Consider the following 25,942-nt stretch of genomic DNA (forward strand, 5'->3'; position numbering starts at 1 on the left):
GCCGCTCAGTCCATCCGGCGCGGCCCGCCGAGCACCTGCTGTTCGGCCTGCCCCGCCACGGCCCGTACGTACTGGCGCCGCATCCGGGTCGCCCACAGGGTGAGGTCGTCGCCGAGGGTGGGCAGCGCGGCCACGTCCTCCGGCGGCAGCGACAGCACCCGGCCGGTCAGCTCGGCCTCCTGCGGCGAGATCCGCTGCACGCCGACCAGGTCGGCGGCGTTCAGCACCCGGGAGGCGTTCGGGCCCAGGTAGGGCAGCAGCGTCAGGGTGGTCTGCCAGGGCGCGGCGGAGAGCCGGCTGCGCGGCGGGCGGGCGCCGAGGTCGCGCACCACCAGCACCGGCGAGGCCACCGAGGCGCCCTGCGGGCCGAGCCGGCCGACCTGGTGGATCGTCACGCACGGCTGCCCGCCGCCGGCCGCCTGGGCCATCGGGCCCCACAGCTGTCCGCGGGCGGTCTCCACCGCGACCCGGGCGCCGATCGCGGCCGCCCGCAGCGCGATGACCTGTGCCGTCCACATGCCGCCGACGAGCACCAGGTCGTACGAGGTCGGGCGGAACAGGCCGAGCACCGCGGGCAGCCCCTGCGGGTCGACGCCGATCACCACGCCGTCGTCGCCGACCGGGAAGGCCAGCGCCGCGAGGTCGGCCGACTCCAGCACGTGCTTCTCCCGGCGCGGGCCCCGCAGGCCGAAGCCGGGCAGGATCCGCGGCCGGGCCCGGCGCTGCTCGGTGCCCGGCTGCGGGCCGACGGTGGGATAGGTCTGGTAGGCCATCAGGAAGCCCCTCCGAGCGGCAGGGTGGCGAGCATGCCGGGGGCCTGCTCCAGGTCGAGCCGGACGAGACCGAGCCCGGTGCTCTGGGCCCGGGTCTCCACCTGGCGGCCGACCTGGCCGACCTCGCTCTCGCTGCGGCCGGTCACCCGCAGGTGCCCGCTGACCGTCACCGAGCCGCCGGTGCCGTGCCCGGCGGTCAGGCTGAAGGTGCTGGCGAGGGCCGGGGACCCGGTGATCAGGTTGACCAGGTCCGGCGCGGCGACCCGGCCGGGGGCGCCGCCGGGGCGGCTCAGCTGCGGCCAGCGGGAGATCCCGTACGTGGTGTGCCAGCGGTCGTCGATCCGCCAGAACCGGTTGCCCTCCTGGGTGCGGCGGGTGGTCCCGCCGCCGCTGCCGGTGCCCTGCCGGCCGGCCACCGCGATCGGGTTGGCGCAGGTGGAGATGGCCAGCGCGGCGATCAGCTCGCGCTCGTCCAGCACGGTCGCGTTGAAGCCGGCGCTGTTCAGCCGGCCGGCCAGCTGGTCGGTGACCCGTTGCAGCGCCTTGCGGGCGCCCTCCTCGCCGCCGCCGCGGGCCCGGACGGCGGTCGCCGCGCGCTCCGGGTCGAGCTTGAGGGCGATCCAGGTCAGCCGCAGCCCGGGGGTGGAGGTGCCGTCCGGCAGCTCGCGGTAGGCGCGGGCGGCCAGCGACTGCTCGGGCAGGTGCGGGGCCGGGGCGGGCTGGGTGTGCTGGACCAGCTGCACCGACTCCAGGGTGATGTCGTCCACCGTGAGCGCCGAGCAGATCACGTCCAGCGGCAGCGGCAGCGCGGTGCGCACCGGGCGCAGCGGCTGGTCCTTGGCCTGGACGAGCAGCACCGAGCTGAGGAAGGTCCCGTCGCCGACCATGCCGGTCTCCCGGCGGACCGGGCGGCCGCCGAACTCGGCCTCGGTGGCGTGGGTGCAGGTGCGCAGCCCCGGTTCGAGCTCCAGCGCCGGCGCCAGCGCCGGGTCGGTGCCGGCCGGCGGCAGCAGCGTCCTGGCCTGCTTGCGGCGGGACTTGAGGGCGGCGCGGACCCGCAGCAGTTCCGGGACGGTGCGGCCGCGCACCGGGACGAGCGCGAGCACGAGCAGCACCAGCGCGACCGCGCCGAAGCCGGCCGCGACCGGGCGGCTGATCGTCCAGCCCACGGCGACCAGCGCCGCCGCGACCTCGACCAGGACGAGCTGCTGGAGCTTCAGCCGCCCGCCGAGCAGCCCCGGTCGGGGGTTGACCCGGACCTGGACGGCTCCGCCGCCCCCGCCGCCGGTCGGCTGCGGCCGGGCGGTCCCGGTTCCGGTCTCGGTCGTCGGCGCGCCGCGCTGAGCCCGGCCGGCCCGTCGCGACCTCCCGCCGCCCGCGCTGCGGCGGCGTCCTGGAGCGGTCTGGCTTGGCATCCCCCGGTGGCCCTCTCTGATCCGTTGTCGCGGCCCGGCTGGCTGTGTCGCGGACCGTACCCGTACCGTACTCACCGTCTGCTGCCGCATCGTAGAGGGTTCGCGCCGGTTCGTGCCCGGCGGGTGACCACGGGGGCGGTCGGTCTGACAACGCCCGACGACGTCTGACAAGGGGGACGACGAGGTATGGCATCGCGCCGGGACGAGCTGAACGCGTACACCTTCGCCCGCAAGCGCACGGTGGGCGCCTTCCTGCTGCCCGCCGGCGGCGGCAGCGACGAGGACGCGCCGCGTCCGGTGAAGGCGGTGCTGCCGAGTGTGCTGGCCGGGGCGGTGGTCGTGGCCGGGTTCGGGCTCTGGGGGGTCTTCAAGCCGAGCGCGCCGGTGAAGTGGGACGACGGCAAGAACATCATCCAGGGCAAGCAGTCGACCACCCGCTACGTGGTGCTCCTCGACCAGGACAACAAGACCAAGCGGCTGCACCAGGTGCTCAACATGTCCTCGGCGCGGCTGGTGCTGCCCGCGGGCGCCAAGGTCGTGGTGGTGGACGACGGGGTGCTCGACCGGTACCCCAACCACGGGCCGACGATCGGCATCCCGTACGCGCCGGACAAGCTGCCGACCACGGACAACGCGAGCAAGCCGATGAAGTGGGCGGTGTGCGACCGCCCGGGTTCGGACGACAAGCAGGAGACCGTCAACCAGGCGGTGTTCGTGGCGGCCGGCGCGGACGCGGTGGCGCTGGCGGCGAAGGACCGGATGCTCGGCCCGGACCAGCTGATGCTGGTGCAGCAGGCCGACGAGCAGCAGGTCTCGGCCGCGCCTGCGCCGGGCCAGCCGGCCACCGCGGGCGCGGCGGTGTACCTGGTCGACGCGCAGGGCCGCAAGCACCAGATCGGCACCCCGCAGTCGGACGACAAGGAGCGCAAGGCGCTGATCACCGCGGTGTTCGGGCCCAACGCGGTGCCGCAGCGGGTCAAGCGGGACTGGCTGGAGACCCTGGTGAACGCCACCCCGATCACCTTCCCGCAGGTCGAGGGGATCGCCGACAGCCAGGGCGCCAACTCCAAGGTGGAGCTGAGCAACCCGGCCGACCGCCGGATCGGCCGCTTGGTGCACTACCAGGACCGCCACTACGTGGTCGGCAGGGACCAGCTCTACCTGGTCACCCCGTTCCAGGCGGAGCTGATCCGGCAGAACCCGGCGTACCAGATGCTCTACAAGTACGACCCGGACAAGAAGCCGCGCAGCGACGAGATGAACCCGGCCGACAACGCCCAGTGGGGCGGCGACGTCCGGCTGAAGGGCACCCCGCCGGACTGGCCGCTGAAGGCCGGTGCGCCGGTGAACAACTGGCAGGACCGCCAGGACGCCCGGATGGTCGTGTGCAGCACCTACGACGGTGTCGCCGAGGACGGTGCCACGGCCAAGCGCAGCGTGTGGGCCGGGACTTCGTACCCCGCGCCGTACAACAACGGCGCCGGGGCCGCGTACGTGACCCCCGGTCACGGGCTGTTCTACCGCTCGTTGGACAACTCGACGGCCGGCTCCGGAACCGACTTCCTGATCACCGAGACCGGGTTGCGCTACTCCGTCCCGTCCAACGGTGACGGCGGCCGGCAGCCCGCCGCCTCGCCGCAGCCCGGCCAGAGCGGCGCCCCGAAGCCGCCGGCGCCGCAGCCCGGTGCGACGCCGACCCCCGGGGCGTCCCAGGAGCCCGGGCAGCAGCAGGAGGAACCCGGCGCCAACCAGGCGCGGTTGGGCTACCAGGGCGTCCAGCCGCTGCCGGTACCGAAGGAGTGGTCGAACCTGGTTCCGGCCGGACCGCCGTTGACGGCGAAGAGCGCCGTCCAGCCGCAGAACGCCTGACGGGGCAAGCACCGTAACCGAATTGGCACCAGTGTCATGGTCTGGTAACTACTCGGTGATCGGTGTTGGGCGAGCTGCGTGTGCCGACTACAGTGCTGCTGGACATCACACCGGTGATGTGGCGGTCGGCCCGCAGGGCCGTCCGTGCACGCAAATGTTTGTCTCATGGGGGACGGTGGAGCATGGCTCAGGGTCAGTTCACGATGACTGCGCAGGAGATGCTGGCTTTCGCCAAGCAGATCGAAGAGGCCATCGGCAAGATCGAGGCTGAGCGGACCAAGCTGATCAGCACGGTCTCCGGCATCACCAGCGGCTGGCAGGGCCAGGCCGCGACGGCCTACACGAACCTGCAGAACAAGGTCAACGAGGACATCGCGAAGCTCAAGGAGTCGCTGACCGCGATCAAGCACGCGATCGAGCTGACCACCAAGCACTACGCGAGCACCGAAGAGGAGCAGAAGGCGATGTTCTCCTCGGCCCAGGGCTGATCACCGCACTCGCGCTGATCGCCGCACCTGCGCCGACCGCCGTTCTGTCCGATCCACCGCTCTGCGGGGCGCCCGCCACTGACCGCGTGGCGCTCCGCACCCTCGCCTAGGGAGACAACGTGTCCGACCACATCCTCGTCAATTTCCAGACCGTTCACCACGCGGCGGAGGAGGTGCGCGCCTCGGCGGGCCGCATCGACCACCTGCTGAACGACCTCAAGTCCCAGGTCACCCGCATCGCCGCCAGCTGGCAGGGTGCCGCCCAGCAGGGCTACCAGGCCCACCAGGCGCAGTGGGACTCCCGCGCCGCCGACCTCCAGCAGGTCTGCTCGCAGATCGCGACCTCGCTGGACAACGCCGCGCAGAGCTACAAGACGACCGAGGACGCCAACGCCAAGCTCTGGGGCTGACGTTCGGGTTCCTTGACTGAGGAACGGCAGGGGGCGGGTACCCGGATTCCGGGCACCCGCCCCCGACGCGCGGCACGGGTGGACGACATGAGGGGTGGCAGGGTGTCCCGACACGGGTACCGGAAGGCGGCCGCGGCGCTGGCCGCGCTCGCGGTGCTGGGCGGTCCGCTCGCCGCCCCGGCGTACGCCGACAACGGGACCGGGCTCGCCGCGGCCGGCGACTGCCCCAAGAACGCGCCCGACGTGAAGACCGTGCCGTGGTCGCTGCAGCGCCTGCTGCTGAACGAGTTGTGGCAGGACGGGAGGACCACCGGCGCGGGCGTGACGGTCGCGGTCATCGACACCGGGGTGGACGACCGGAACCCGCAGCTGGCCGACGGCAAGGTGATCGAGGGCCCCAACCTGCTGGTCAACCGGGAGACCAAGGAGCCGGTCAAGGGCAGGTCCGTCGAGGACCCGGTCGGCCACGGCACCAAGGTGGCCGGCATCATCGCCGCCCGCGTCAGCAAGCAGACCGGCTTCGTCGGACTGGCCCCCGACGCCAGGATCCTGGCGATCCGGCAGAACGACAGCGACGGCAACGGCGACGTCTCCACCCTCGCCGTGGCGATCAGGGAGGCGGTCAAGGGCGGTGCCCGGGTCATCAACATCTCCCAGGACGTGCGCGGCGCGGGCGACGCCCGCTTCGGCGGCTACGCGGAGCTGAAGGCCGCCGTCGAGTACGCCGAGGAGAACAAGGCCGTCGTCGTGGCCTCCACCGGGAACGACGGCAAGGAGGGCGACACCTATCCGGGCGCCTTCCCGACCGTGCTGGCCGTCGGCGCCTCCGACCGCAACAACGAGCGCGCGCCGTTCTCCCAGTACGGCGCCTTCGTGAAGGTCGCCGCGCCCGGTGTCGACATGCTGTCCACCGTGCCCGGGAGCGGCCAGTGCGTGGACAACGGCACCAGCTTCGCCGCCCCGTACGTCTCCGGGCTGGCCGCGCTGCTGATCGGCGCCCATCCGGGCTGGAAGGCGGCCCAGGTGCGGGCCTGGATCGAGCAGACCGCGCAGCGCACCCAGCGCGACCCGGACACCTTCATCGGCTGGGGCGTGGTGGACCCGGTCAAGGCCGTCACCAAGGCGCCCGTCGACGCGCCCCTCGTGCCCACCCCGGACGCCCCGGTGCAGCTCGCCGCCGCGCCGATCGTGCCGCGCCCGGTGGGCCTCGGCGAGACCCAGGCCGACCGCGACGGCCGCACCGCGACGTACGTCGTCGGCATCGGCGCGCTGCTGGTCGCCCTGCTGATCGGCGGCGGCGTGGTGCTGCGCGACCACCGGCGCAAGTCCGCCGGCTGACCCGCGGATCCGACGCCCGGCCGACACCCGGCCCACGCGCTCGACCTGCGCCCGGTGCCGCCGGGCGCCCGCACGGCGGGGACCGGCTCGCCCCAGGATCCGCTGAAACCCTGTAACACCGCCGCCCGCCCGCCGCATCGATGAAGTGTCAGGACGGGCGGACCGCGGGGGAGCAGGGCGCATGAGGTGGAGCGGGGCGGGCCGGGAGGCCAAGGACGCGGAGTTCCTGGAACTCGTCTCCGGCCGGACCGGCCACCTGTACCGGTCGGCCTGCCTGCTCACCAGCGGCGACACCCACTACGCCGAGGACCTCGTCCAGGAGGCCCTCAGCCGGATGTACGTGCTGTGGCGGCGCAGTGCCTTCACCGGCCGCGGCCGGATCGACAACCCGGCGGCCTACACCCACACCGTCATGGTGCGCACCTTCCTCGCCCAGCAGCGCCGCCGCTCCAGCGGCGAGCGCCCCAGCGACGCCCTGCCGGAGCCGGAGGGGCGGGACTCCGACAGCACCCTGCGGCTGACCCTCCTCGACGCGCTCGGCCGGATGCCGCCCAAGGACCGCGCCGTCCTGGTGCTGCGCTACTGGGAGGACCGGAGCGTCGAGGAGACCGCCGAGGCCATGCGGGTCTCCTCCGGTGCCGTCCGCACCCGCACCACCCGGGCCCTGGCCCGGCTGCGCACCCTGCTCGGCGACTCGCTGGCCGAGCTCGCCACCCGCTGAGGCCGGCGCCCGCCCCGCCCGTACGGCACTTCTCGCAACCCGCGACGCAAGGAGACGGTGAACACCCCATGTCCGAACCGGACAAGTTCGAGGACGATCTTCTCTATGCCCTCACCCGTACGGGCGAGGGCTTCCGCGCCGAGCAGACCGCGCAGGCGGACCTGGTCGCGGGCGGCTACCGGCGCGGCCGGAGCCGCTGGCGCCGCCGCTCGGCCGCCGCGGTGGTGGGCGGCGCGGCCGCGCTGGCCCTGGTGGGCTCCGGCGCGGTGTACCTGAGCTCACCGGGGGCGAAGGACCCGGGCACGGTGAACGCTGCCGCCGCCCCGGCGGCCGGCGGCGGCAGCCCCGCGGCCACGCCGACGGCGGCGGTGTCCTCGGCCCCGACCCCGGCCCCGACCACCGCCGTGGTCACCGGCGACGAGGTCCTGGCGGCCTTCCGCGCCCTGCTGCCCAAGGGCGAGACCACCGAGGCCAAGGGCCGCGGCACCGACGACGAACGGATGAACGGCACCTTCGCCGGGGCGGACCTGGTCTTCGACGACGGCCAGGGCAGGTCGCTGATCCAGATCGGCATCCAGAAGCACCGGCCCCGGCAGGCGCAGGTGCCCGGCTGCCCGTCGGACCCCGAGCTCGCTCGGGTCGACTCCTGCACCGTCACCACCCTGCCGGACGGCTCCCGGCTCCTGCTCCAGCAGGGGTACGAGTACCCGGACAGCCGGGCCGACACCAAGGAGTGGCGCGCCACGCTGACCGGCCCGGACGGCCGGAGCATCTCCCTGAGCGAGTGGAACGCGCCCCAGGAGAAGGGCGCGCCGGACAGCCGCCCCAACCCGCCGCTCACCCTCGACCAGCTGAGGGCGATCGTCACCGACAAGTCCTGGGACCGGGTCGTCGCGGCGGTCCAGTACGACGGCATCGACGTCGAAGCGGTCGACCCCGGCCTGTCCCTGGAGGAGCGGGAGGCCGCCCTGGCCCGGCTGCTGCCCCCGGGGGTGACCGTGACCGGCCGCACGGGCAGTGCGCTGGCGGCCACCTTCCAGCTGGCCCAGGGCGGGAACACCGGCTCGGTGGTGCTGCGGGTGGAGAACTGGGCGAAGTACGTGGACAACCCGGGGGAGCGGGCGTTCAAGGACGCGGTCACCCTGCCGGACGGCAGCCGGGTGCTCACCAGCGGCGCCCCGGACGGCAAGGGCAAGCCGCCGGGGGTGAACGTCCTGCATCCGGACGGCATGTCGGTCCTGGTCGCCCAGGGCCCGGGTGACCGTCAACTGCTCACCCTCGACCAGTTGAGGGCGATCGCCGCAGACCCGGTCTGGAAGGCGGGGAAGTAGGACGCGCGCACAGCGGTGCCCCGGGCTGGGGGAGGCCCGGGGCACCGCTGTGTGGGGGAGGGGGTGGGGGACGGGGGGTCAGTCCTGCTGGTCCTCGGGGAGGCTGATCACCCAGTGGGTGTCCTGTCGGGGGCGCAGGTAGAACAGCCAGTAGAGGGCGCCGGCGGCGGTGATGCCGCCGGTCCACAGCAGGGGCTCGGTGTCCAGCTGGGTGATCACGTAGACCAGGACGGCGATCAGCACGACCGGGACGGCCGGCCACAGCGGCATCCGCCAGGCGGCGGCGTGCTTGTGGTGGGCGCGGCGGGAGAGCAGCGCGGCGATCGCGACCAGCAGGTACATCCCGGTGACGGCGACGCCGGTGATGCTGCTCAGCAGCTCGCCCTTGACGAAGCAGAGCGCGGCGCCGGGCAGGCCGACCGCCAGGGTGGCGACCCACGGCGAGCCGAACCGGCCGAGGGTGCCGAAGGCCTTGTTGACCGGCTCCGGCCAGGCCTTGTCACGGGCGGAGGCGAACAGCACCCGGGAGTTCTGGATGACCATGACGATGCCGGCGTTGATGATGGCCAGCGCGACGCAGAGGCTGATGAAGGTTCCGACCGCGGAGTTGCTCCAGGCGGTGACCATGCCGGAGATGTCGCCGGCGGCCAGGGTCTGGAGGTCGGGGGCGCCCACGGTGATGGCGACGACCGGGACCAGGATGACGGCGGAGGAGATGCCGAGCGTCCACAGCACGGTGCGCGAGACGGTGCGGCGGGGGTTCTCCAGCTCCTCGGACAGGTAGACCGCGGTGGAGAAGCCCTGGGTGATGAACAGGGCGATGCCGAGCGCACCGACGATGGCGCCCACGCTCACCGTGGTGGTGGTGCCGCCGTCCCCGGCGACCACGCCGTGCAGCAGGCTGGGGGCGTCGCTGTTGGCGTGGGCGAAGCCGAGCACCGAGACCACGCCGGCCGCGACGACCTCCAGGACCAGGAAGACGCCGGTGATCCAGGCGTTGGCGCGCAGGTCGAGCAGGCCGGCCAGGGTGGCGGCCAGCATCACGGCGGCGCCGGTCACGGCCTTGTCCAGGTGCAGGACGGGGGCGAGGTAGTCGGCGGTGCCGAGGGCGATGACCGAGGGGACGATCATCACCACGATCAGCGAGAGCACGAAGACCAGCCAGCCCATCAGCCGCCCGGCGAGGGTGCCGACCATCGCGTACTCGCCGCCGGCGCTGGGGATCAGGGTGCCGAGCTCGGAGTAGCAGAACGCGACCGCGACGCAGAGCACCGTGCCGATCGCGATGGCCAGGGCGGTGGCGCTGCCGATGCTGGAGAACAGTTCCGGCACGATCACGAAGAGCGTCGAGGCGGGGGTGACGCAGGACAGCGTGAGCAGGGTGCCGCCCACCACGCCGATCGAGCGCTTGAGCTGTTGGGGCGCGGCCGCCTCGGCCGCCGTGGCGGCCGCGGTCTGTGGCGGGCGAAGCGTGTCGGTCATGTGGCTTCCGATCGGCTCTGTGCGGTGCTGGAGTGGGAGCGGTATCGCCTCCGCTGGCTGGTTGCTCGGTGTCCGGTTCCAGTCGCTCCCGGGCCGCAATGGAACCTTGGGCGTATTGATCGCGTCAACGTCGGAACTGCTTCGGAATCCGTTGCGTAGAACCGCATAGGCATGCGATCCGATGATCACGTTCGGTCATTGCGAGCTTTGTCCGACTTGTTACCTGAGCCACATCCCGATTGAATCGAAGGTGAACAAACGGGACGGGTCTGGGATTCAAAGGTAGTGCTTCGGGTGGACGGCGACACGCCAGGTGCCCCCGAAACGCCCGGAATCCCCCCGGCCGGGTACGGGAACCGCAGCCCCCGTCCGGAAAGAACTAGGTAACGTTTCGGAACCTGGGACGCCGAAGGGGCCGGACTCCATGAGTCCGACCCCTTCGATCACAGTCCGTGACGACCGGCGCGGCTACGCCACCGGCAGCCAGCCCGTCTGGACCATCTGTCCGCTGGTCACGCGGCGTGACACGTAGACCCCTCGGCCGGGCGGCAGCGCCTGCGGCTTGACCGCCCCCAGCAGCGCGCCCTCGTCCCGGTTGCCGGAGAGGATCACGCCCTGGCCGCCGAGCTCGCGCATCCGTTGCAGCACCGGCTCGTACAGCGAACGGCCGGCGCCGCCCGCGCTGCGGGCCACGATCACCCGCAGGCCGATGTCACGGGCGAACGGCAGGAACTCGGCCAGCGGGGCCAGCGGGTTGCCCGAACTCGTCGAGACCAGCTCGTAGTCGTCGACGATCACGAACATGTCCTTGCCGCTGTACCAGCTGCGGTTGCGCAGCTGCTCGGCGGTCACGTCCGGGCCCGGCAGACGGCGCGAGCAGGCGCCGCGCAGCATGTCGACGATGGCCGCCATGGCCGGCTGCGCGGCCGCGTACTCCACCAGGTACTCCGGCGGCACGGTGCCGAGCAGCGCGCGCCGGTAGTCGCCCACCACGATGCCCGCCTGGTCCGGGGTGTAGCGCTCGGTGATCTGCTTGATCAGCATCCGCAGCATCGCCGACTTCCCGGACTCGGTGTCGCCGAAGACGATGAACAGCGGGTCGGTCTCGAAGTTGACGAAGACCGGTGCCAGCTCCGCCTCGTCCACGCCGAAGGCGACGCCGCGCTCGGGGTGCTCGAAGCCCTTCGGCAGCGAGTGGCCGTCCAGGACGGCCGGCAGCATCCGGACCTGCGGGGCGCGCGGGCCGCTCCAGGCCCCGTCGATGGCGCTGACCAGCCCGGCCACGCCGTTCTGGAGGTCGTCCACCGTGGAGGAGCCGTCCAGCCGCGGCAGGCCGGACAGGAAGTGCAGCCGCTCCGGGGTGATGCCGCGCCCGGCCAGCGGCGGGACGTTCTGCGCCACCCGGCGGTCGACCTCGGACTCCATCGCGTCACCGAGCTTCAGCTCGGTCCGGTTCTGCAGCAGGTCCTTCAGCGCCGGGCGCACCTCGGCGTACCGCGCCGCGGTGATGACCAGGTGCACGCCGTAGCCGAGGCCGCGCTGGGCGATGTCGCCGATGACCGGCTCCAGGCCCTCGAACTCCTGCTTGAAGGTGTTCCAGCCGTCGATCACCAGGAAGACGTCGCCGAAGGCCTCGTCCGGCAGCTGGCCGGCCGCCCGGCGGGCCCGGTAGGTGGCGATGGTGTCGATCCCGGCGACCCGGAACAGCTCCTCGCGCCGGTTCAGCACGCCGTGCACCTCGGAGACCATCCGGCGCACCTTGTCCACGTCCAGGCGCCCGGCCACCCCGCCGACGTGCGGCAGCCCGGCCAGCGACTGGAAGCTGCCCGCACCGAAGTCGAGCAGGTAGAACTGCACCTCCAGCGGGGTGTGGGTGAGGCCGAAGGAGGCCACCGTGGTGCGCACCACGGTCGACTTGCCGGAGCGCGGGCCGCCCACGATCAGGCCGTGGCCGGCCGCCCCCGCGTAGTCGACCTCCAGGATGTCCGTCTTCTGCTCGCGCGGCTTGTCCACGATGCCGATCGGCACCCGCAGCCGGCCCGCCGGGTAGCCGGGCGCGGTCAGTCCGCGCTCCGGCACGACCTGCAACGGCGGCAGCAGGTGGTCCATGGTCGGCGCCTCCTCCAGCGGCGGCAGCCACACCTGGTGCGCGGCCGGGCCCTGGCCGGACATCCGCTGGACGAACACGTCCAGCACGGTGTCCACCAGCGCGTCGTCCTGCTCCGGGATCTGCGGCGCGACCTCCTCCTCCACCTGGTCCGGCAGGTCGACGAAGGCCGCGGTGAACTCCACCGGGCGGGCGTTGACCCGCCGCCCGCCGGTCGACCGCTGCTGCCCCGGCGCCCGGTAGGGCCCCGAGACGTAGGCGGCCTTGAACCGGTCCATCACGTCCTCGCCGAACTTGAGGTAGCCGACACCCGGCACCGGCGGCAGGTGGTAGGCGTCCGGCACGCCGATCGCGGCCCGGGACTCCGCCGCCGAGAAGGTGCGCAGACCGATCCGGTACGAGAGGTAGGTGTCCAGGCCGCGCAGCTTGCCCTCCTCCAGGCGCTGCGAGGCCAGCAGCAGGTGCACGCCCAGCGAACGGCCGATCCGGCCGATCTGGATGAACATCTCGATGAAGTCGGGCTTGGCGCTGAGGAGCTCGGAGAACTCGTCGATGATCAGCACCAGCGAGGGCAGCGGGTCCAGCGCCGCGCCGGCCGCCCGGGCCCGCTCGTACTCGTGGATGTTGGCGTAGTTGCCCGCCGAGCGCAGCAGCTCCTGGCGGCGGTGCAGCTCGCCCTCGATCGCGTCGCGCATGCGGTCGACCAGGGTGAGCTCGCCCTCCAGGTTGGTGATCACCGCGGAGGTGTGCGGCATGTCCGCCATGCCGGAGAAGGTCGCACCGCCCTTGAAGTCGGCGAGGACGAAGTTCAGGATCTCCGAGGAGTGGGTCATCGCCAGCGCCAGCACCAGCGTGCGCAGCAGCTCCGACTTGCCGGAACCGGTCGCGCCCACGCACAGGCCGTGCGGGCCCATGCCCTCCAGCGCGGCCTCCTTGATGTCCAGGTAGACGTGCTCGCCGTTGGCGCCGACACCGATCGGCACCCGCATCCGCTCGTGCTGGGCGCGCGGGCGCCAGCTGCGGGCCACGTCGAAGGAGCCCGGGTCGCCCGAGCCCATCATGTCGGTGAAGTCGAGGTTGGACAGCAGCGGTTCGTCGTCCCCGCCGGCCGAGATCCGGTACGGCGCCAACTGCCGCGCCAGCGCCTCGGACTGCCACACCGAGAGCAGGTCCGGCTTGCCGGTGTACGTCGCGCCGGAGGCCGAGCGCAGCACCAGCTCCTCGGCGCCGACCGTGATCATCAGGTGCCCGCTGGGCTCGTCGACCTCGCCCGGCACCACCTCGATGACCGTCACGCCCTGCACGCCCTCCGGGCTCGCCAGCAGCGAGTCGTGGGGCACCCCGGCGCCGTCCATGACGACCACCAGGTGCGGCTGGTCGGCCGGCGGGGCCACCTCCCGCACGAAGCGCTGGCGGCCGGCCAGTTCGTCCTGGAGCAGGTACTCGAGGTCGCCCAGGTCGCTCGCGAACAGCCGGCGCGAGCCCGCGCCGTCGGCCTCCTTGCGGTGCTGGTTGTGCGGGAGCCACTTGGTCCACTCCCACTCCTCGGCCGCACCGGGCGCGGCCGCGACCGCCACCATCAGGTCGTCCGGCGAGTGCAGGGTGGTCAGCTGGGCGATCATCGCGCGCACGTTCCCGTACACCGAGTCCGGGTCCCCGCACACCGTGATGTGGTAGAAGGCCCGCAGCGAGACCGCCAGCGGCAGGTCCTGGAGGGTGCCGTGCGCCTTCAGGAAGGAGTGCATCGCGGCCGCCGACAGCGGCTCCAGCTCGTCCATCGGCGCGGTCTGCGGCGCCACCAGCGGCGTGGACAGCTGCACCGGCCCGAGGCCCACCCGGATCTGGGCGAAGTCGCCGTCCCCGGTGCGCCGTTCCCACAGCCGCCGGCCGTCCTCGACGATCGACCAGAGCTGGTCCGGCGCCGGGTTCAGGAACAGCAGCGCACCGCGCTGGCGCTCCGCCGTGCGGCGCACCTGGCGGCGGGTCTGCTGGAGGTACTTCAGGTAGTCGCGCCGCTCGTCGGCCATCGCGGTCGAACCGCCCTTGCGGGCCCGGACGATCTGCGCCAGCGCCATGCCGAGCGTCGAGGCGATCATCAGACCGCCCATGATCTTCATCGGCGCCGCGGCGCCCGGCGAGAAGAAGAACACCGCCGAGCCGCCCATGCCCATCATCGGCAGGAGGCTCATCAACCAGTCCTCGCCGCCCTGCCGGGGCAGTTCGGGCGGGCTCACCAGCTCCACCGGTTCGTCCGGCACGGTGGGCGGATACGCCCTGGCCGGTCGCTTGACCGTGATCACACCCATGTGTCATCCACCCCGCGGCGTCGATCGATCACTTCGGCATCAGCCCTCATGCGATATGCGTACGGTCCGTACGGGAATCCGGTGGCTGAGGACGCCCCACCCAGCGCAGCCCCCGTACCTTTGCGCAGGCGCCGATCCTAACGGTCGCTCCCGCACCGCCCGCCAGGGCCCGGTACGCACCGGCACCGGACACGAACCGAACGGGTAGGGTAACGCCGCGCCAACTCGCGGCCCGGTCGGGCCGGTTCCACAGCAACACCGAGTGCCGCCGTGCCTCGGCACCGTCAACAAGGGGGAGCGCCAAGTGCGTCGAAGGATCGAGGTGGGGGCCCTCATGGGCGAGCGCTGCGAGGTGGGCGCATGAGCGCCGCCGCGACGGGCTACTGCCGGGTGACCGTCGTCGCCCCGGACCGCCGGATCGACGTCGCCCTGCCCGAGGACGTCCCGCTCGCGGACGTCTATCCCGAGGTGCTGCGGCTGGCCAACCAGAGCCAGCCCGACGGCACCCCCACCGGCTTCCACCTGGTCCGCCGCGACGGCACGGTGCTCGACAGCGGGCTGCCGCTGGCCGCCCAGCAGGTCCGCGACGGCGACCTGCTGGCGCTGCGGCCCTTCGCCGAGTCGCTCCCGCCGGCCGTCTACGACGACGTCGCCGACGCGATCGCCAGCGCCGTCGAGGCCGACCGCCGGTTCTGGACCGCCGAGCTGATGCGCGGCTTCGGCCTGATCGGCGCCGGGGTGCTGCTCACCCTGCTCGGCTTCGCGCTCTGGTTCTCCGACCTGCGCCACGACATGCACGGCCTGCCCGGCGTCCTGGCCGGCGTCACCGCCGTCGTGCTGACCGCGCTCGCCGGGGTGCGCGCCCGGGTCTACCAGGACGCCCACGCGGCCGTCGCGCTCGGCCTCGGCGCGCTGCCGCACGCCATGATCGGCGGCAGCGGCCTCATCGCCGTCGCCCACCCGTGGGACGGTCCCGGCCGGCTCCAGTTCCTGGCCGGCTGCGTCGCCGTCCTGGTGGTCGCCGTGCTGCTGGCCGGCCTGCTGCCGGAGAGGGACGCGGTGTTCGTGGCCGCCGCCCTGGTCTCCACCGCCGGCGCGCTCGCCACCTTCGCGGCCGTCCTGCTGCCCGAGACCCCGGCCGGGCACATCGCCGCCGTCACCGGGGTCGCCGCCGTCGCCGTGGTCGGCTTCCTGCCCAGCCTCTCCGCCCGCTTCGCCCGGCTGCCGGTCGGCTTCAGCGCCCCCGGCCAGACCCGCACCCGCAGCCGCGACTACGACGAGGAGGCCGAGCGCGCCGAGGCCGTCCAGTACGAGAAGATCGCGCACCAGGCCCGCCGCGGCCACGAGGTGCTGGTCGGCCTGGTCGGCGGCTGCGCCGCGGTCGTGGTCGGCGCCTGCGCCGTCCTCGGCTTCACCGACGAGACCTTCCCCGAGCTGCTCGCGCTCGCCCTGGGCCTGACCACCATGCTGCGCGCCCGGCTGTTCCGCTACACCGCGCAGGTGCTCAGCCTCACCGTGGCCGGCCTGCTCGGCCTGAGCCTGCTGATCGTCGGGCTCTCCCTGCACACCCCGCAGTTCTTCCTGCGGGTGGCCGGTTCCACCACCGAGCTCGACCTGCGGACGATCTGGCTGACCGGCTCCATCGCCTTCGGCGCCGCGCTGCTCACCGCGATCGCCCTGGTGGTGCCGCGGCTCGGGGTCTCCCCGTTCTGGGGGCGCATCCTGGACCTGGTGGACAGCCTCACCCTGATCTCGCTGGTCCCGCTGGCGCTCGCCGTGCTGGACATCTACCGGCTGGTCCGCGGCGCCACCAGCTGACCCGGGCAGCCACCCCGAGTGCCGCCCACCCGGCCCGCCGGACGGCCGGGTGGGCGGCACTGGTACGCTTGGCCTCCGAGCGCAGCCGTCCGTCCACCGTCCCTCGTGGGCCGCGGAGTGCGGGCCGCGCTCGCGACACCGAGTTCTCGATGAGTCCTGTGTTGTCGACCAGGACCGCTCGGTAGACCCCGAAGGAGTTGCAGTGGCTCTCGCCTCTGACGTCAAGAAGCAGATCATCGCCGAGTTCGGCCAGAAGGAGGGCGACACCGGCTCCCCCGAGGTCCAGGTGGCCATGCTCTCCCGTCGCATCTCGGACCTGACCGAGCACCTCAAGACCCACAAGCACGACCACCACTCGCGTCGTGGCCTGCTGATCCTGGTCGGCCAGCGTCGTCGCCTGCTCCAGTACCTGGCCAAGAAGGACATCGAGCGCTTCCGTACGCTCGTCGACCGCCTGGGCATCCGCCGCGGTGCCGCCGGCGGCGCCCGCTAAGACCGCCGCTCGGGGCGGCTCCCCACACCGGGGAGCCGCCCCTCGCGCGTATGCCGCGGTGGTTGAACCGCGGCGCCCGCAGATAACAACTCGCGCGCACCTCCCCAGGTGGCCGAGGATTGCACCGTAGGGTTGTGGGCATGCCGGGTGATGGCGCACCAGCGCGCCACCCGGGCAGCAGGACCCGAACCCCCCGCGGGACGAAGGCTTCAAACGGAAGCCGCCCGCATCCGAGAGAGCGTCCAGACGCGGACCGCCCTTCCCGGCCCGGCAGCCGTGAGGCGCCGGTCCTCGGTAGTGGCCGTCGGAACCCCCGCAGACCGAGCGGGGCATTCCGGAGGCTTCGATCGAAGACCGGCCCGACTGCCGCCCTCCCCGAGGAGGGCCCGGGGCCCACCGCAGCAGTGACGCGGGGACGCTCTCCCGGAGAACGTACGAAAGAGGAGATCTTCCAGGTGGAAGAGAACGTGTTCTACGCCGAGGCCGTGATCGACAACGGTTCCTTCGGCACCCGTACCATCCGCTTCGAGACGGGCCGCCTGGCCCGTCAGGCCGCCGGTTCCGCCGTGGCCTACCTGGACGACGACACCATGGTGCTGTCGGCCACCAGCGCGTCCAAGCAGCCGAAGGAGCACTTCGACTTCTTCCCGCTGACCGTGGACGTCGAGGAGCGGATGTACGCCGCGGGCCGCATCCCCGGCTCGTTCTTCCGTCGCGAGGGCCGGCCCTCCGAGGACGCGATCCTCACCTGCCGCCTGATCGACCGCCCGCTGCGCCCGTCCTTCGTCAAGGGCCTGCGCAACGAGGTCCAGGTCGTCGTCACCGTGATGGCGCTCAACCCCGACCACCTGTACGACGTGGTCGCCATCAACGCCGCCTCCGCCTCCACCCAGCTGGCGGGCCTGCCGTTCTCCGGCCCGATCGGCGGCGTGCGCGTCGCGCTGATCAACGGCCAGTGGGTCGCCTTCCCGACCCACAGCGAGCTGGAGTCGGCCGTCTTCGACATGGTCGTCGCCGGTCGCGTCCTGCCGGACGGCGACGTCGCGATCATGATGGTCGAGGCCGAGGCCACCGACAAGACCGTCAAGCTGGTCGAGGGCGGCGCCGACGCGCCGACCGAGGAGGTCGTCGCCTCCGGCCTGGAGGCCGCGAAGCCGTTCATCAAGGTCCTGTGCGCCGCGCAGTCCCAGCTGGCCGCCCAGGCCGCCAAGCCGACCGGCGAGTTCCCGGTCTTCCTGGACTACCAGGACGACGTCCTCGCCGCGCTGACCGCCGCCGTCAAGGACGAGCTCGCCCAGGCCCTGACCATCGCGGGCAAGCAGGAGCGCAACAACGAGCTGGACCGCGTCAAGGCGCTGGCCGCCGAGAAGCTGCTGCCCGAGTTCGAGGGCCGCGAGAAGGAGATCAGCGCCGCCTACAACGCGCTGACCAAGAAGATCGTCCGCGAGCGCGTCATCAAGGACAAGATCCGCATCGACGGCCGCGGCGTCACCGACATCCGCACCCTGGCCGCCGAGGTCGAGGCCATCCCGCGGGTGCACGGCTCGGCCCTGTTCGAGCGCGGCGAGACCCAGATCCTGGGCGTCACCACGCTGAACATGCTGCGCATGGAGCAGCAGCTGGACACGCTCTCCCCGGAGACGCGCCGCCGCTACATGCACAACTACAACTTCCCGCCGTACTCCGTCGGTGAGACCGGCCGCGTGGGCTCGCCCAAGCGCCGCGAGATCGGCCACGGCGCGCTGGCCGAGCGCGCCCTGCTGCCGGTGCTGCCGACCCGCGAGGAGTTCCCGTACGCCATCCGCCAGGTCTCCGAGGCGCTCAGCTCCAACGGCTCCACCTCGATGGGCTCGGTCTGCGCCTCGACCATGTCGCTGCTGAACGCCGGTGTGCCGCTGAAGGCCGCCGTCGCCGGCATCGCCATGGGCCTGATCTCCCAGGAGATCGACGGCGAGACCCACTACGTCACGCTGACCGACATCCTCGGCGCCGAGGACGCGTACGGCGACATGGACTTCAAGGTCGCCGGTACCCGCAACTTCATCACCGCCCTCCAGCTGGACACCAAGCTGAACGGCATCCCGGCGTCGGTGCTCGCCGCCGCGCTGAAGCAGGCCAAGGACGCCCGCCTGCACATCCTCGACGTGATGAACGAGGCCATCGACTCGCCCGACGAGATGTCCCCGAACGCGCCGCGCATCATCACCATCAAGATCCCGGTGGACAAGATCGGTGAGGTCATCGGCCCCAAGGGCAAGATGATCAACCAGATCCAGGAGGACACCGGCGCCGAGATCACGATCGAGGACGACGGCACCATCTACATCGGTGCCGCCGACGGCCCGGCCGCCGAGGCCGCCCGCACCACGATCAACCAGATCGCCAACCCGACCATGCCGGAGGTCGGCGAGCGCTACCTGGGCACCGTGGTCAAGACCACGACGTTCGGCGCGTTCGTGTCGCTGATGCCGGGCAAGGACGGCCTGCTGCACATCTCGCAGATCCGCAAGCTGGCCGGCGGCAAGCGCGTGGAGAACGTCGAGGACGTCCTCGGCGTCGGCGCCAAGGTCCAGGTCGAGATCGCCGAGATCGACCCGCGCGGCAAGCTCTCGCTGATCCCGGTCGTCGAGGGCGAGGAGGGCGGCGAGGCCGCTTCCGAGTGAAGCGCCGCTAGCTGACCCCCGCGGCCCGTACGCCTCCCGGCGTGCGGGCCGCACCCCGTTGTCCACGTGTTCGTCCGTACGTGCCTTCCGCGCGTGCGTTTCCTCTGGAGGTACCCCCCGTGGCGCAGGCCCCGGCGGTAAAGCAGCGTCCCGGCACCACCCGGACCCTGCTCAAGGGCGTCGACGGCGCCGGCACGGTGCGCCGCACCGTGCTCCCCGGCGGCCTTCGGGTCGTCACCGAAACCCTGCCGACGGTGCGCTCCGCGACCTTCGGCATCTGGGTCGGCGTCGGGTCGCGGGACGAGACCCCGCAGCTCAACGGCGCCACCCACTACCTGGAGCACCTGCTCTTCAAGGGCACCGAGCGGCGCAGCGCGCTGGACATCTCGGCCGCCCTGGACGCGGTCGGCGGCGAGATGAACGCCTTCACCGCGAAGGAGAACACCTGCTACTACGCCCGGGTCCTGGACACCGACCTGCCGCTGGCCATCGACGTGGTCTGCGACATGCTCACCGGTTCGCTGATCCGCCCGGAGGACGTCGAGGCCGAGCGCGGCGTCATCCTGGAGGAGATGGCGATGGCCGAGGACGACCCGGGCGACGTGGTGCACGACCTGTTCGCCAAGGTGATCTTCGGCAGCGGCCCGCTCGGCCGCCCGATCCTCGGCACCCAGGAGACCATCAGGACGCTCACCCGGGACCAGATCGCCGGCTTCTACCGCCGCCGCTACCGGCCCGAGCACCTGGTCGTCGCCGCGGCCGGCAACCTCGACCACCGCAAGGTGGTCAAGCAGGTCGAGCAGGCCTTCGCGCCGGTGCTGGCGGCCTCCACCGCCGCCCCCGCCGAGGCCCGCCGCGGCGTGAAGGCGCTGCGCACGGCCGGCCGGGTCGAGGTGCTCAACCGCTCCACCGAGCAGGCCCACCTGGTGCTGGGCGTGCCCGGCGTGCCGCGGCACGACGAGCGCCGCTGGGCGATGGGCGTGCTCAACGCGGCGCTGGGCGGCGGGATGAGCTCCCGGCTGTTCCAGGAGATCCGGGAGAAGCGCGGCCTGGCGTACTCGGTCTACTCGTACTCCTCGTCCTACGCGGACAGCGGCCTGTTCGGCATCTACGCCGGCTGCCAGCCCAAGCGGGTCGAGGAGGTGCTGCGGATCTGCCGCGCCGAGCTGGCCAAGGTGGTCGAGGAGGGCATCACCGAGGAGGAGCTGCGGCGGGCGATCGGCCAGATCTCCGGTTCCACCGTGCTCGGCATGGAGGACACCGGCTCGCTGATGAACCGGATCGGCAAGGCCGAGCTCAGCTACGGGCACCACCTGTCGGTGGACGAGATGCTGGAGCGGATCGCGTCGGTGACCCTGGAGGACGTCCACGCGGTGGCCCGTGATGTGCTGGGCGCGTACCGGCCGTCGCTCGCCCTGATCGGCCCGGTCAACGACAAGCGGGCCGCCAAGCTCGCCGATCTGCTGGTCTGATCCGCCGATTTCCGGGTGAGAGGAATTTTGCTATGACGCTGCGTGTCGCCGTGATCGGCGCCGGGGGACGGATCGGCTCCGAGGCGGTCAAGGCCGTCGAGGCCGCACCGGACCTGGAGCTGGTCGCCACCCTCGGCCGCGGGTCGAAGCCGCAGGAGCTGACCGAGGCGGGGGCGCAGGTCGCGGTCGAGCTGACCCACCCGGACTCGGTGATGGGGAACCTGGACTACTGCCTGCACCACGGCATCCACGTGGTCACCGGCACCACCGGCTGGACGGACGAGCGGCTCGCCACCGTCCGCGGCTGGCTGGACGAGGCCCCGGAGCTCGGCCTGCTGATCGCGCCGAACTTCTCCATCGGCGCCATCCTCGGCATGAAGTTCTCCCAGGTCGCCGCCCGGTACTTCGAGTCGGTCGAGGTGGTCGAGCTGCACCACGACCGCAAGGCCGACGCCCCCAGCGGCACCGCCACCCGCACCGCCCAGCTGATCGCCGCGGCCCGGGCCGAGGCCGGCCGCCCGCCGCAGCAGGATCCGACCACCCACAGCCTGCCCGGCGCGCGCGGCGCCGACGTGGACGGGGTGCCGGTGCACGCGGTGCGGCTGCGCGGCCTGCTCGCCCACCAGCAGGTGATGTTCGGCGACACCGGCGAGACGCTCACCATCCGGCACGACTCGCTGCACCACAGCAGCTTCATGCCGGGCATCCTGCTGGGCGTGCGCAAGGTCGTCGACACGCCGGGGCTGACCTTCGGCCTCGAACACTTCCTGGACCTGTGACCGTGCCGATCCCCAGGAGCGCGTCATGACCTCCCGTACCGGATTCTTCGTCCTGTCCGGCGTGCTGCTGCTGGTCGCCCTGGTCTGCGTGGGCGAGGGCGTCCAGCTGATCGCGACCGGCAAGCCGCTCGGCATCGGCATCGGGGTCTGCGCCTTCGTGATCCCGGTGATCGGCGTCTGGTTCCTGCGCCAGACCGTCCGCTTCGGCCGGGACAGCGAGCGGCTGGCCCGCGAGCTGGAGGCCGAGGGCGGCCTGCCGGTGGACGAGCTGAAGCGCAGCAAGGGCGGGCGGATCGACCGGGCCTCGGCCGACGCGGTGTTCGCCCGCCGCCAGGCCGAGGCCCGGGACGCGCCGGGCGACTGGCGGGTCTGGTTCCGCCTCGCCGTGGCCTACGCCGACGCCGGCGACACCCCGCGCGCCCGCAAGACCATGCAGCACGCCATCAAGCTGCACAGCACCGAACCCGCAAGGAGTAACGCGTGAGCGACGAACCGACGGCCCCCAGCTTCCGCAGCGACGTGACGGTGGAGCTGGTCCGCAGCGCCGCCGCCGACTCGGACGTCATCTGGGCGGCCCGGGTCTCGACCGCGGGCGAGCAGTCCCTGGAGGCCCTCCAGCAGGACCCGGAGAAGTCCAAGGGCCTGATCAACTTCCTGATGCGCGACCGGCACGGCACGCCCTTCGAGCACAACTCGATGACCTTCTTCATCAGCGCGCCGATCTTCGTGTTCCGGGAGTTCCACCGGCACCGCAGCGGCTGGTCGTACAACGAGGAGTCCGGCCGCTACCGCGAGCTCCAGCCGGTCTTCTACGTCCCGGGCGAGGAGCGCAAGCTGGTCCAGCAGGGCCGCCCCGGCAAGTACGAGTTCCACGAGGGCACGCCCGAGCAGCACCGGACCACGACCGGGGCGATGGAGGCCGCGTACCGCGAGGCCTACGCCCGCTACCAGGAGATGCTGGCCGCCGGGGTGGCCCGCGAGGTGGCCCGCGCGGTGCTGCCGGTGGGCCTGTTCTCCTCGATGTACGCGACCTGCAACTCGCGCTCGCTGATGCACTTCCTGTCGCTGCGCACCCGGCGGGAGAACTCGGCGGTGCCGTCCTTCCCGCAGCGCGAGATCGAGATGGTCGCCGAGCAGATGGAGGAGCACTGGGCCCGGCTCATGCCGCTCACCCATGCGGCCTTCGAGAAGCACGGCCGAGTCGCCCCCTGACCTGGGACGACAGGCATATGGGCAGAGTGTCTGGCATGTCTGGATTGCGGCTTTTCTAGCCGCTCCCTACATTCGTGAACACGGATTCCGGTGCTGCCCGAACCCCCGAGCGGGCAGCACCGGGATCCCATGTCCGCGCACCGACGCGCTACACCTGTCCGAACACTGGACCGGCATGGGTAACGCCCCACCGCCTACGAGTAGCTTTGGACGCATGGCTCCGACCTCCACCCCCCAGACGCCGTTCGGCCGGGTCCTGACCGCGATGGTCACCCCGTTCACCGCCGACGGCGCGCTCGACCTCGACGGCGCCCAGCGCCTCGCCACGCACCTCGTGGACTCCGGCAACGACGGCCTCGTCGTCAACGGCACCACCGGTGAGTCCCCGACCACCAGCGACGCCGAGAAGGCCCAGCTGGTCCGCGCCGTGGTCGAGGCGGTCGGGGACCGCGCCCACGTGGTGGCCGGCGTCGGCACCAACGACACCCACCACAGCGTCGAACTGGCCCGGCAGGCGGAGGCCGCCGGTGCGCACGGCCTGCTGGTCGTCACGCCGTACTACAGCAAGCCCCCGCAGGAGGGCCTGTACCGGCACAACACCGCCGTCGCCGACGCCACCGGGCTGCCGGTCATGCTGTACGACATCCCGGGCCGCAGCGGGGTCGCGCTGAGCCACGAGACGCTGGTCCGCCTCGGCGAGCACCCGCGGATCGTCGCCAACAAGGACGCCAAGGGCGACCTCGGCGCCGCGGCCTGGGCGATCGCCCGCGCCGACCTCGCCTGGTACTCCGGCGACGACATCCTCAACCTGCCGCTGCTGTCCGTCGGAGCCGTCGGCGTGGTCAGTGTCGTCGGGCACGTGGTGGCGGGAGACCTGCGGGCGATGATCGAGGCCTTCCTGGCGGGTGATGTGGTCAAGGCCACGAGCATCCACCAGCGTCTGCTGCCGGTGTTCAGCGGTATGTTCCGCACCCAGGGCGTGATCCTCACCAAGGCGGCGCTGGAACTCCAGGGCCTGCCGGCCGGCCCGCTGCGGCTGCCGCTGGTCGGAGCGACGCCCGAGGAGATCGAGCGACTGAGGCAGGATCTCGCCTCCGGCGGGGTACACCTCTAGCAGACACGGACGTGCGCGCCCCGGCTCGCCGGACCCCAGGGTCCGCCGCTGGACCGGACCGAAGGCGCGAGAGCACAGACCCAGTAGGAAAACGACACTGAGTACGCACGCCATATGTCTCCAGGGGGAGGACCCCGGGCATGTGGCGTGCGTCGTGAGGAGAGTCTTTTGAGCCACCCGCACCCCGAGCTCGGCGCGCCCCCGGCACTGAAGGAGGGCGCCCTCCGCATCACTCCGCTCGGCGGCCTCGGCGAGATCGGCCGCAACATGACGGTCCTCGAGTACGGCGACCGCATCCTGATCATCGACTGCGGCGTCCTCTTCCCCGAGGACGAGCAGCCCGGCGTGGACCTGATCCTCCCGGACTTCACCTACATCCGGGACCGCCTCGACAAGGTCGACGGCATCGTCCTCACCCACGGGCACGAGGACCACATCGGAGCCGTCCCGTTCCTCCTGCGGGAGAACCCGGACATCCCGCTGATCGGCTCCAAGCTGACCCTGGCGCTGATCGAGGCGAAGCTCGCCGAGCACCGCATCCGGCCGTACGTGCTGGAGGTCAAGGAGGGGGAGCGCGAGCGCATCGGCCCCTTCGACTGCGAGTTCATCGCGGTCAACCACTCCATCCCGGACGCCCTGGCGGTGGCGGTCCGCACCCCCGCCGGCATGGTCGTGGCCACCGGCGACTTCAAGATGGACCAGCTGCCGCTGGACGGCCGCCTGACCGACCTGCCGACCTTCGCCAAGCTGGCGGAGGAGGGCATGGACCTGCTGCTGGTGGACTCCACCAACGCCGAGGTCCCCGGCTTCATCCCGCACGAGCGGGACATCTCGGCGGCGCTGCGGAACGTCTTCGCGAACGCCGACCGGCGGATCATCGTGGCCTCGTTCGCGAGCCACGTGCACCGCATCCAGCAGGTGCTGGACGCCGCCCACGAGTACGGCCGGAAGGTCGCCTTCGTCGGCCGCTCGATGGTCCGCAACATGGGCATCGCCCGTGACCTCGGCTACCTGAAGGTCCCCGGCAACATGGTCGTGGACGTCAAGCAGCTGGACGACCTGCCGGACAAGCAGGTCGTGCTGATCTGCACCGGTTCGCAGGGCGAGCCGATGGCGGCGCTGTCCCGGATGGCCAACCGCGACCACCAGATCCGCATCGTCGAGGGCGACACCGTCGTCCTGGCCTCCTCGCTCATCCCGGGCAACGAGAACGCCGTCTACCGGGTGATCAACGGCCTGACCCGCTGGGGCGCCAAGGTCGTGCACAAGGGCAACGCCAAGGTGCACGTCTCCGGCCACGCGTCGGCCGGCGAGCTGCTGTACTTCTTCAACATCTGCAAGCCGCGCAACCTGATGCCGGTCCACGGCGAGTGGCGCCACCTGCGCGCGGCCGCCGAGCTGGGCGTCGCCACCGGGGTGCCGCGCAACCGTGTGGTCATCGCCGAGGACGGCGTCTGCGTCGACCTGGAGGGCGGCGTCGCCCGGATCGTCGGCAAGGTGCAGGCCGGGTACGTCTACGTGGACGGCTCCTCGGTCGGCGACATCACCGAGGCCTCGCTCAAGGACCGCAGGATCCTCGGCGAGGAGGGCTTCATCTCGGTCTTCGTCGCGGTCGATTCCGCCAACGGCAAGATCATCGGCGGCCCGAGCATCCAGGCCCGCGGCTCCGGCATCGACGACAACGCGTTCGTCCCGGTGGTCGCCAGGCTCCAGGAGGCACTGGACCGCTCGGCGAGCGACGGCGTACTGGACCCCCGTCAGGTGCAGCAGCTGGTCCGCCGGACCATCGGCAAGTGGGTCGCGGACAACTACCGCCGCCGGCCGATGATCCTGCCGGTCGTGGTCGAGGTCTGACGCTCGCTCACCACCGGCTGAGGCTGGTTTGACGTGGGGCGACCCGGTGCGTAGTGTTCTCCGGGTTGCCCCACGGGACGGCCCCTCGGAAACGGGCTCGAATCTGAATTCGAGAACGACCGGGGAAAACGGACCGAGAAACTCTGCTAGAGTTCGGGAGCGCCGAAAGGCGAAAGCAAATCGGATGAATTGAAACTCCGGAAAACGGAGCGGAAAACGTCTGATAAGCTGGGAACACGAAAGAACGAAGCCCGGAGGGCCTGCCGGAAGGCAGTCCGAAGGAAGCGTCCGTTCCTT

At 72.0% G+C, this 25,942-nt stretch carries 19 protein-coding genes; 15 read left to right on the top strand and 4 right to left on the bottom strand.

Going from position 1 to position 25,942, the window contains the following annotated elements:
* Positions 1-5: 5 nt before the first annotated feature.
* A complete protein-coding gene (locus tag ACZ7RU_RS35755) occupies positions 6-773 on the bottom strand; it encodes a hypothetical protein (RefSeq protein ID WP_470345175.1) in 768 nt (255 codons plus the stop codon).
* Complete coding sequence (eccE, locus tag ACZ7RU_RS35760) at positions 773-2,188, bottom strand: type VII secretion protein EccE (protein ID WP_470345176.1); 1,416 nt, start codon at positions 2,186-2,188, stop codon at positions 773-775. Before eccE ends, ACZ7RU_RS35755 begins: the two co-directional genes overlap by 1 nt.
* Positions 2,189-2,374: 186 nt before the next feature.
* On the opposite strand from eccE, the gene ACZ7RU_RS35765 reads away from it, so the two are divergent.
* The 6 genes from ACZ7RU_RS35765 to ACZ7RU_RS35790 all read left to right on the top strand — a co-directional run bounded on the left by ACZ7RU_RS35765 (position 2,375) and on the right by ACZ7RU_RS35790 (position 8,345).
* Positions 2,375-4,057, top strand: coding sequence for a type VII secretion protein EccB (locus ACZ7RU_RS35765; protein WP_470345177.1), 1,683 nt, complete (start codon positions 2,375-2,377; stop codon positions 4,055-4,057).
* Positions 4,058-4,239: 182 nt separating this feature from the next.
* The gene (locus tag ACZ7RU_RS35770; protein ID WP_387760285.1) at positions 4,240-4,545 is read left to right on the top strand and encodes a WXG100 family type VII secretion target; all 306 of its coding nucleotides are present in this window, start codon (positions 4,240-4,242) and stop codon (positions 4,543-4,545) included.
* Positions 4,546-4,664: 119 nt separating this feature from the next.
* Entirely contained in the window at positions 4,665-4,955 is a 291-nt protein-coding gene (locus tag ACZ7RU_RS35775) for a WXG100 family type VII secretion target (RefSeq protein WP_401118613.1), read from the top strand.
* A gap of 87 nt (positions 4,956-5,042) precedes the next feature.
* The gene (gene mycP, locus ACZ7RU_RS35780) at positions 5,043-6,293 is read left to right on the top strand and encodes a type VII secretion-associated serine protease mycosin (protein WP_470345178.1); all 1,251 of its coding nucleotides are present in this window, start codon (positions 5,043-5,045) and stop codon (positions 6,291-6,293) included.
* A gap of 181 nt (positions 6,294-6,474) precedes the next feature.
* Positions 6,475-7,014 carry a SigE family RNA polymerase sigma factor gene (locus ACZ7RU_RS35785; RefSeq protein WP_470345179.1) on the top strand — a complete coding sequence of 180 codons (540 nt, stop codon included), beginning with the start codon at positions 6,475-6,477 and terminating at the stop codon, positions 7,012-7,014.
* Positions 7,015-7,082: 68 nt separating this feature from the next.
* Positions 7,083-8,345 carry a hypothetical protein gene (locus ACZ7RU_RS35790; RefSeq protein WP_470345180.1) on the top strand — a complete coding sequence of 421 codons (1,263 nt, stop codon included), beginning with the start codon at positions 7,083-7,085 and terminating at the stop codon, positions 8,343-8,345.
* Between the two features lie 78 nt (positions 8,346-8,423).
* Here the strand turns inward: ACZ7RU_RS35790 and ACZ7RU_RS35795 are convergent, their stop codons facing one another.
* Positions 8,424-9,827, bottom strand: coding sequence for an APC family permease (locus ACZ7RU_RS35795; protein WP_470345181.1), 1,404 nt, complete (start codon positions 9,825-9,827; stop codon positions 8,424-8,426).
* Between the two features lie 468 nt (positions 9,828-10,295).
* Positions 10,296-14,240, bottom strand: coding sequence for a type VII secretion protein EccCa (eccCa, locus tag ACZ7RU_RS35800; RefSeq protein ID WP_470345182.1), 3,945 nt, complete (start codon positions 14,238-14,240; stop codon positions 10,296-10,298).
* A gap of 360 nt (positions 14,241-14,600) precedes the next feature.
* On the opposite strand from eccCa, the gene eccD reads away from it, so the two are divergent.
* From eccD to ACZ7RU_RS35845, 9 genes are all read left to right on the top strand, one after another.
* Positions 14,601-16,058 (top strand): type VII secretion integral membrane protein EccD, encoded by a 1,458-nt coding sequence (gene eccD, locus ACZ7RU_RS35805; protein ID WP_470345183.1) that lies wholly within the window; start codon positions 14,601-14,603, stop codon positions 16,056-16,058.
* Between the two features lie 202 nt (positions 16,059-16,260).
* The gene (rpsO, locus tag ACZ7RU_RS35810) at positions 16,261-16,551 is read left to right on the top strand and encodes a 30S ribosomal protein S15 (protein ID WP_196952393.1); all 291 of its coding nucleotides are present in this window, start codon (positions 16,261-16,263) and stop codon (positions 16,549-16,551) included.
* Positions 16,552-17,006: 455 nt separating this feature from the next.
* Complete coding sequence (locus ACZ7RU_RS35815; RefSeq protein WP_470345184.1) at positions 17,007-19,214, top strand: polyribonucleotide nucleotidyltransferase; 2,208 nt, start codon at positions 17,007-17,009, stop codon at positions 19,212-19,214.
* 119 nt (positions 19,215-19,333) lie between these two features.
* On the top strand, positions 19,334-20,686 hold the full coding sequence (locus tag ACZ7RU_RS35820; RefSeq protein WP_470345185.1) for a M16 family metallopeptidase: 1,353 nt from the start codon (positions 19,334-19,336) through the stop codon (positions 20,684-20,686).
* Between the two features lie 32 nt (positions 20,687-20,718).
* Positions 20,719-21,465 (top strand): 4-hydroxy-tetrahydrodipicolinate reductase, encoded by a 747-nt coding sequence (gene dapB, locus ACZ7RU_RS35825; RefSeq protein ID WP_470345186.1) that lies wholly within the window; start codon positions 20,719-20,721, stop codon positions 21,463-21,465.
* 25 nt (positions 21,466-21,490) lie between these two features.
* Positions 21,491-21,949, top strand: coding sequence for a tetratricopeptide repeat protein (locus tag ACZ7RU_RS35830; RefSeq protein ID WP_470345187.1), 459 nt, complete (start codon positions 21,491-21,493; stop codon positions 21,947-21,949).
* Positions 21,946-22,677, top strand: a complete 732-nt coding sequence (gene thyX / locus ACZ7RU_RS35835; protein ID WP_470345188.1) for an FAD-dependent thymidylate synthase — start codon at positions 21,946-21,948, stop codon at positions 22,675-22,677. Before ACZ7RU_RS35830 ends, thyX begins: the two co-directional genes overlap by 4 nt.
* Before the next feature lie 214 nt (positions 22,678-22,891).
* Entirely contained in the window at positions 22,892-23,791 is a 900-nt protein-coding gene (gene dapA, locus ACZ7RU_RS35840; protein WP_470345189.1) for a 4-hydroxy-tetrahydrodipicolinate synthase, read from the top strand.
* A gap of 168 nt (positions 23,792-23,959) precedes the next feature.
* The gene (locus ACZ7RU_RS35845) at positions 23,960-25,645 is read left to right on the top strand and encodes a ribonuclease J (RefSeq protein WP_470345190.1); all 1,686 of its coding nucleotides are present in this window, start codon (positions 23,960-23,962) and stop codon (positions 25,643-25,645) included.
* Positions 25,646-25,942 lie beyond the last annotated feature (297 nt).

It is taken from the genome of Kitasatospora sp. NPDC114501, from assembly GCF_055633695.1.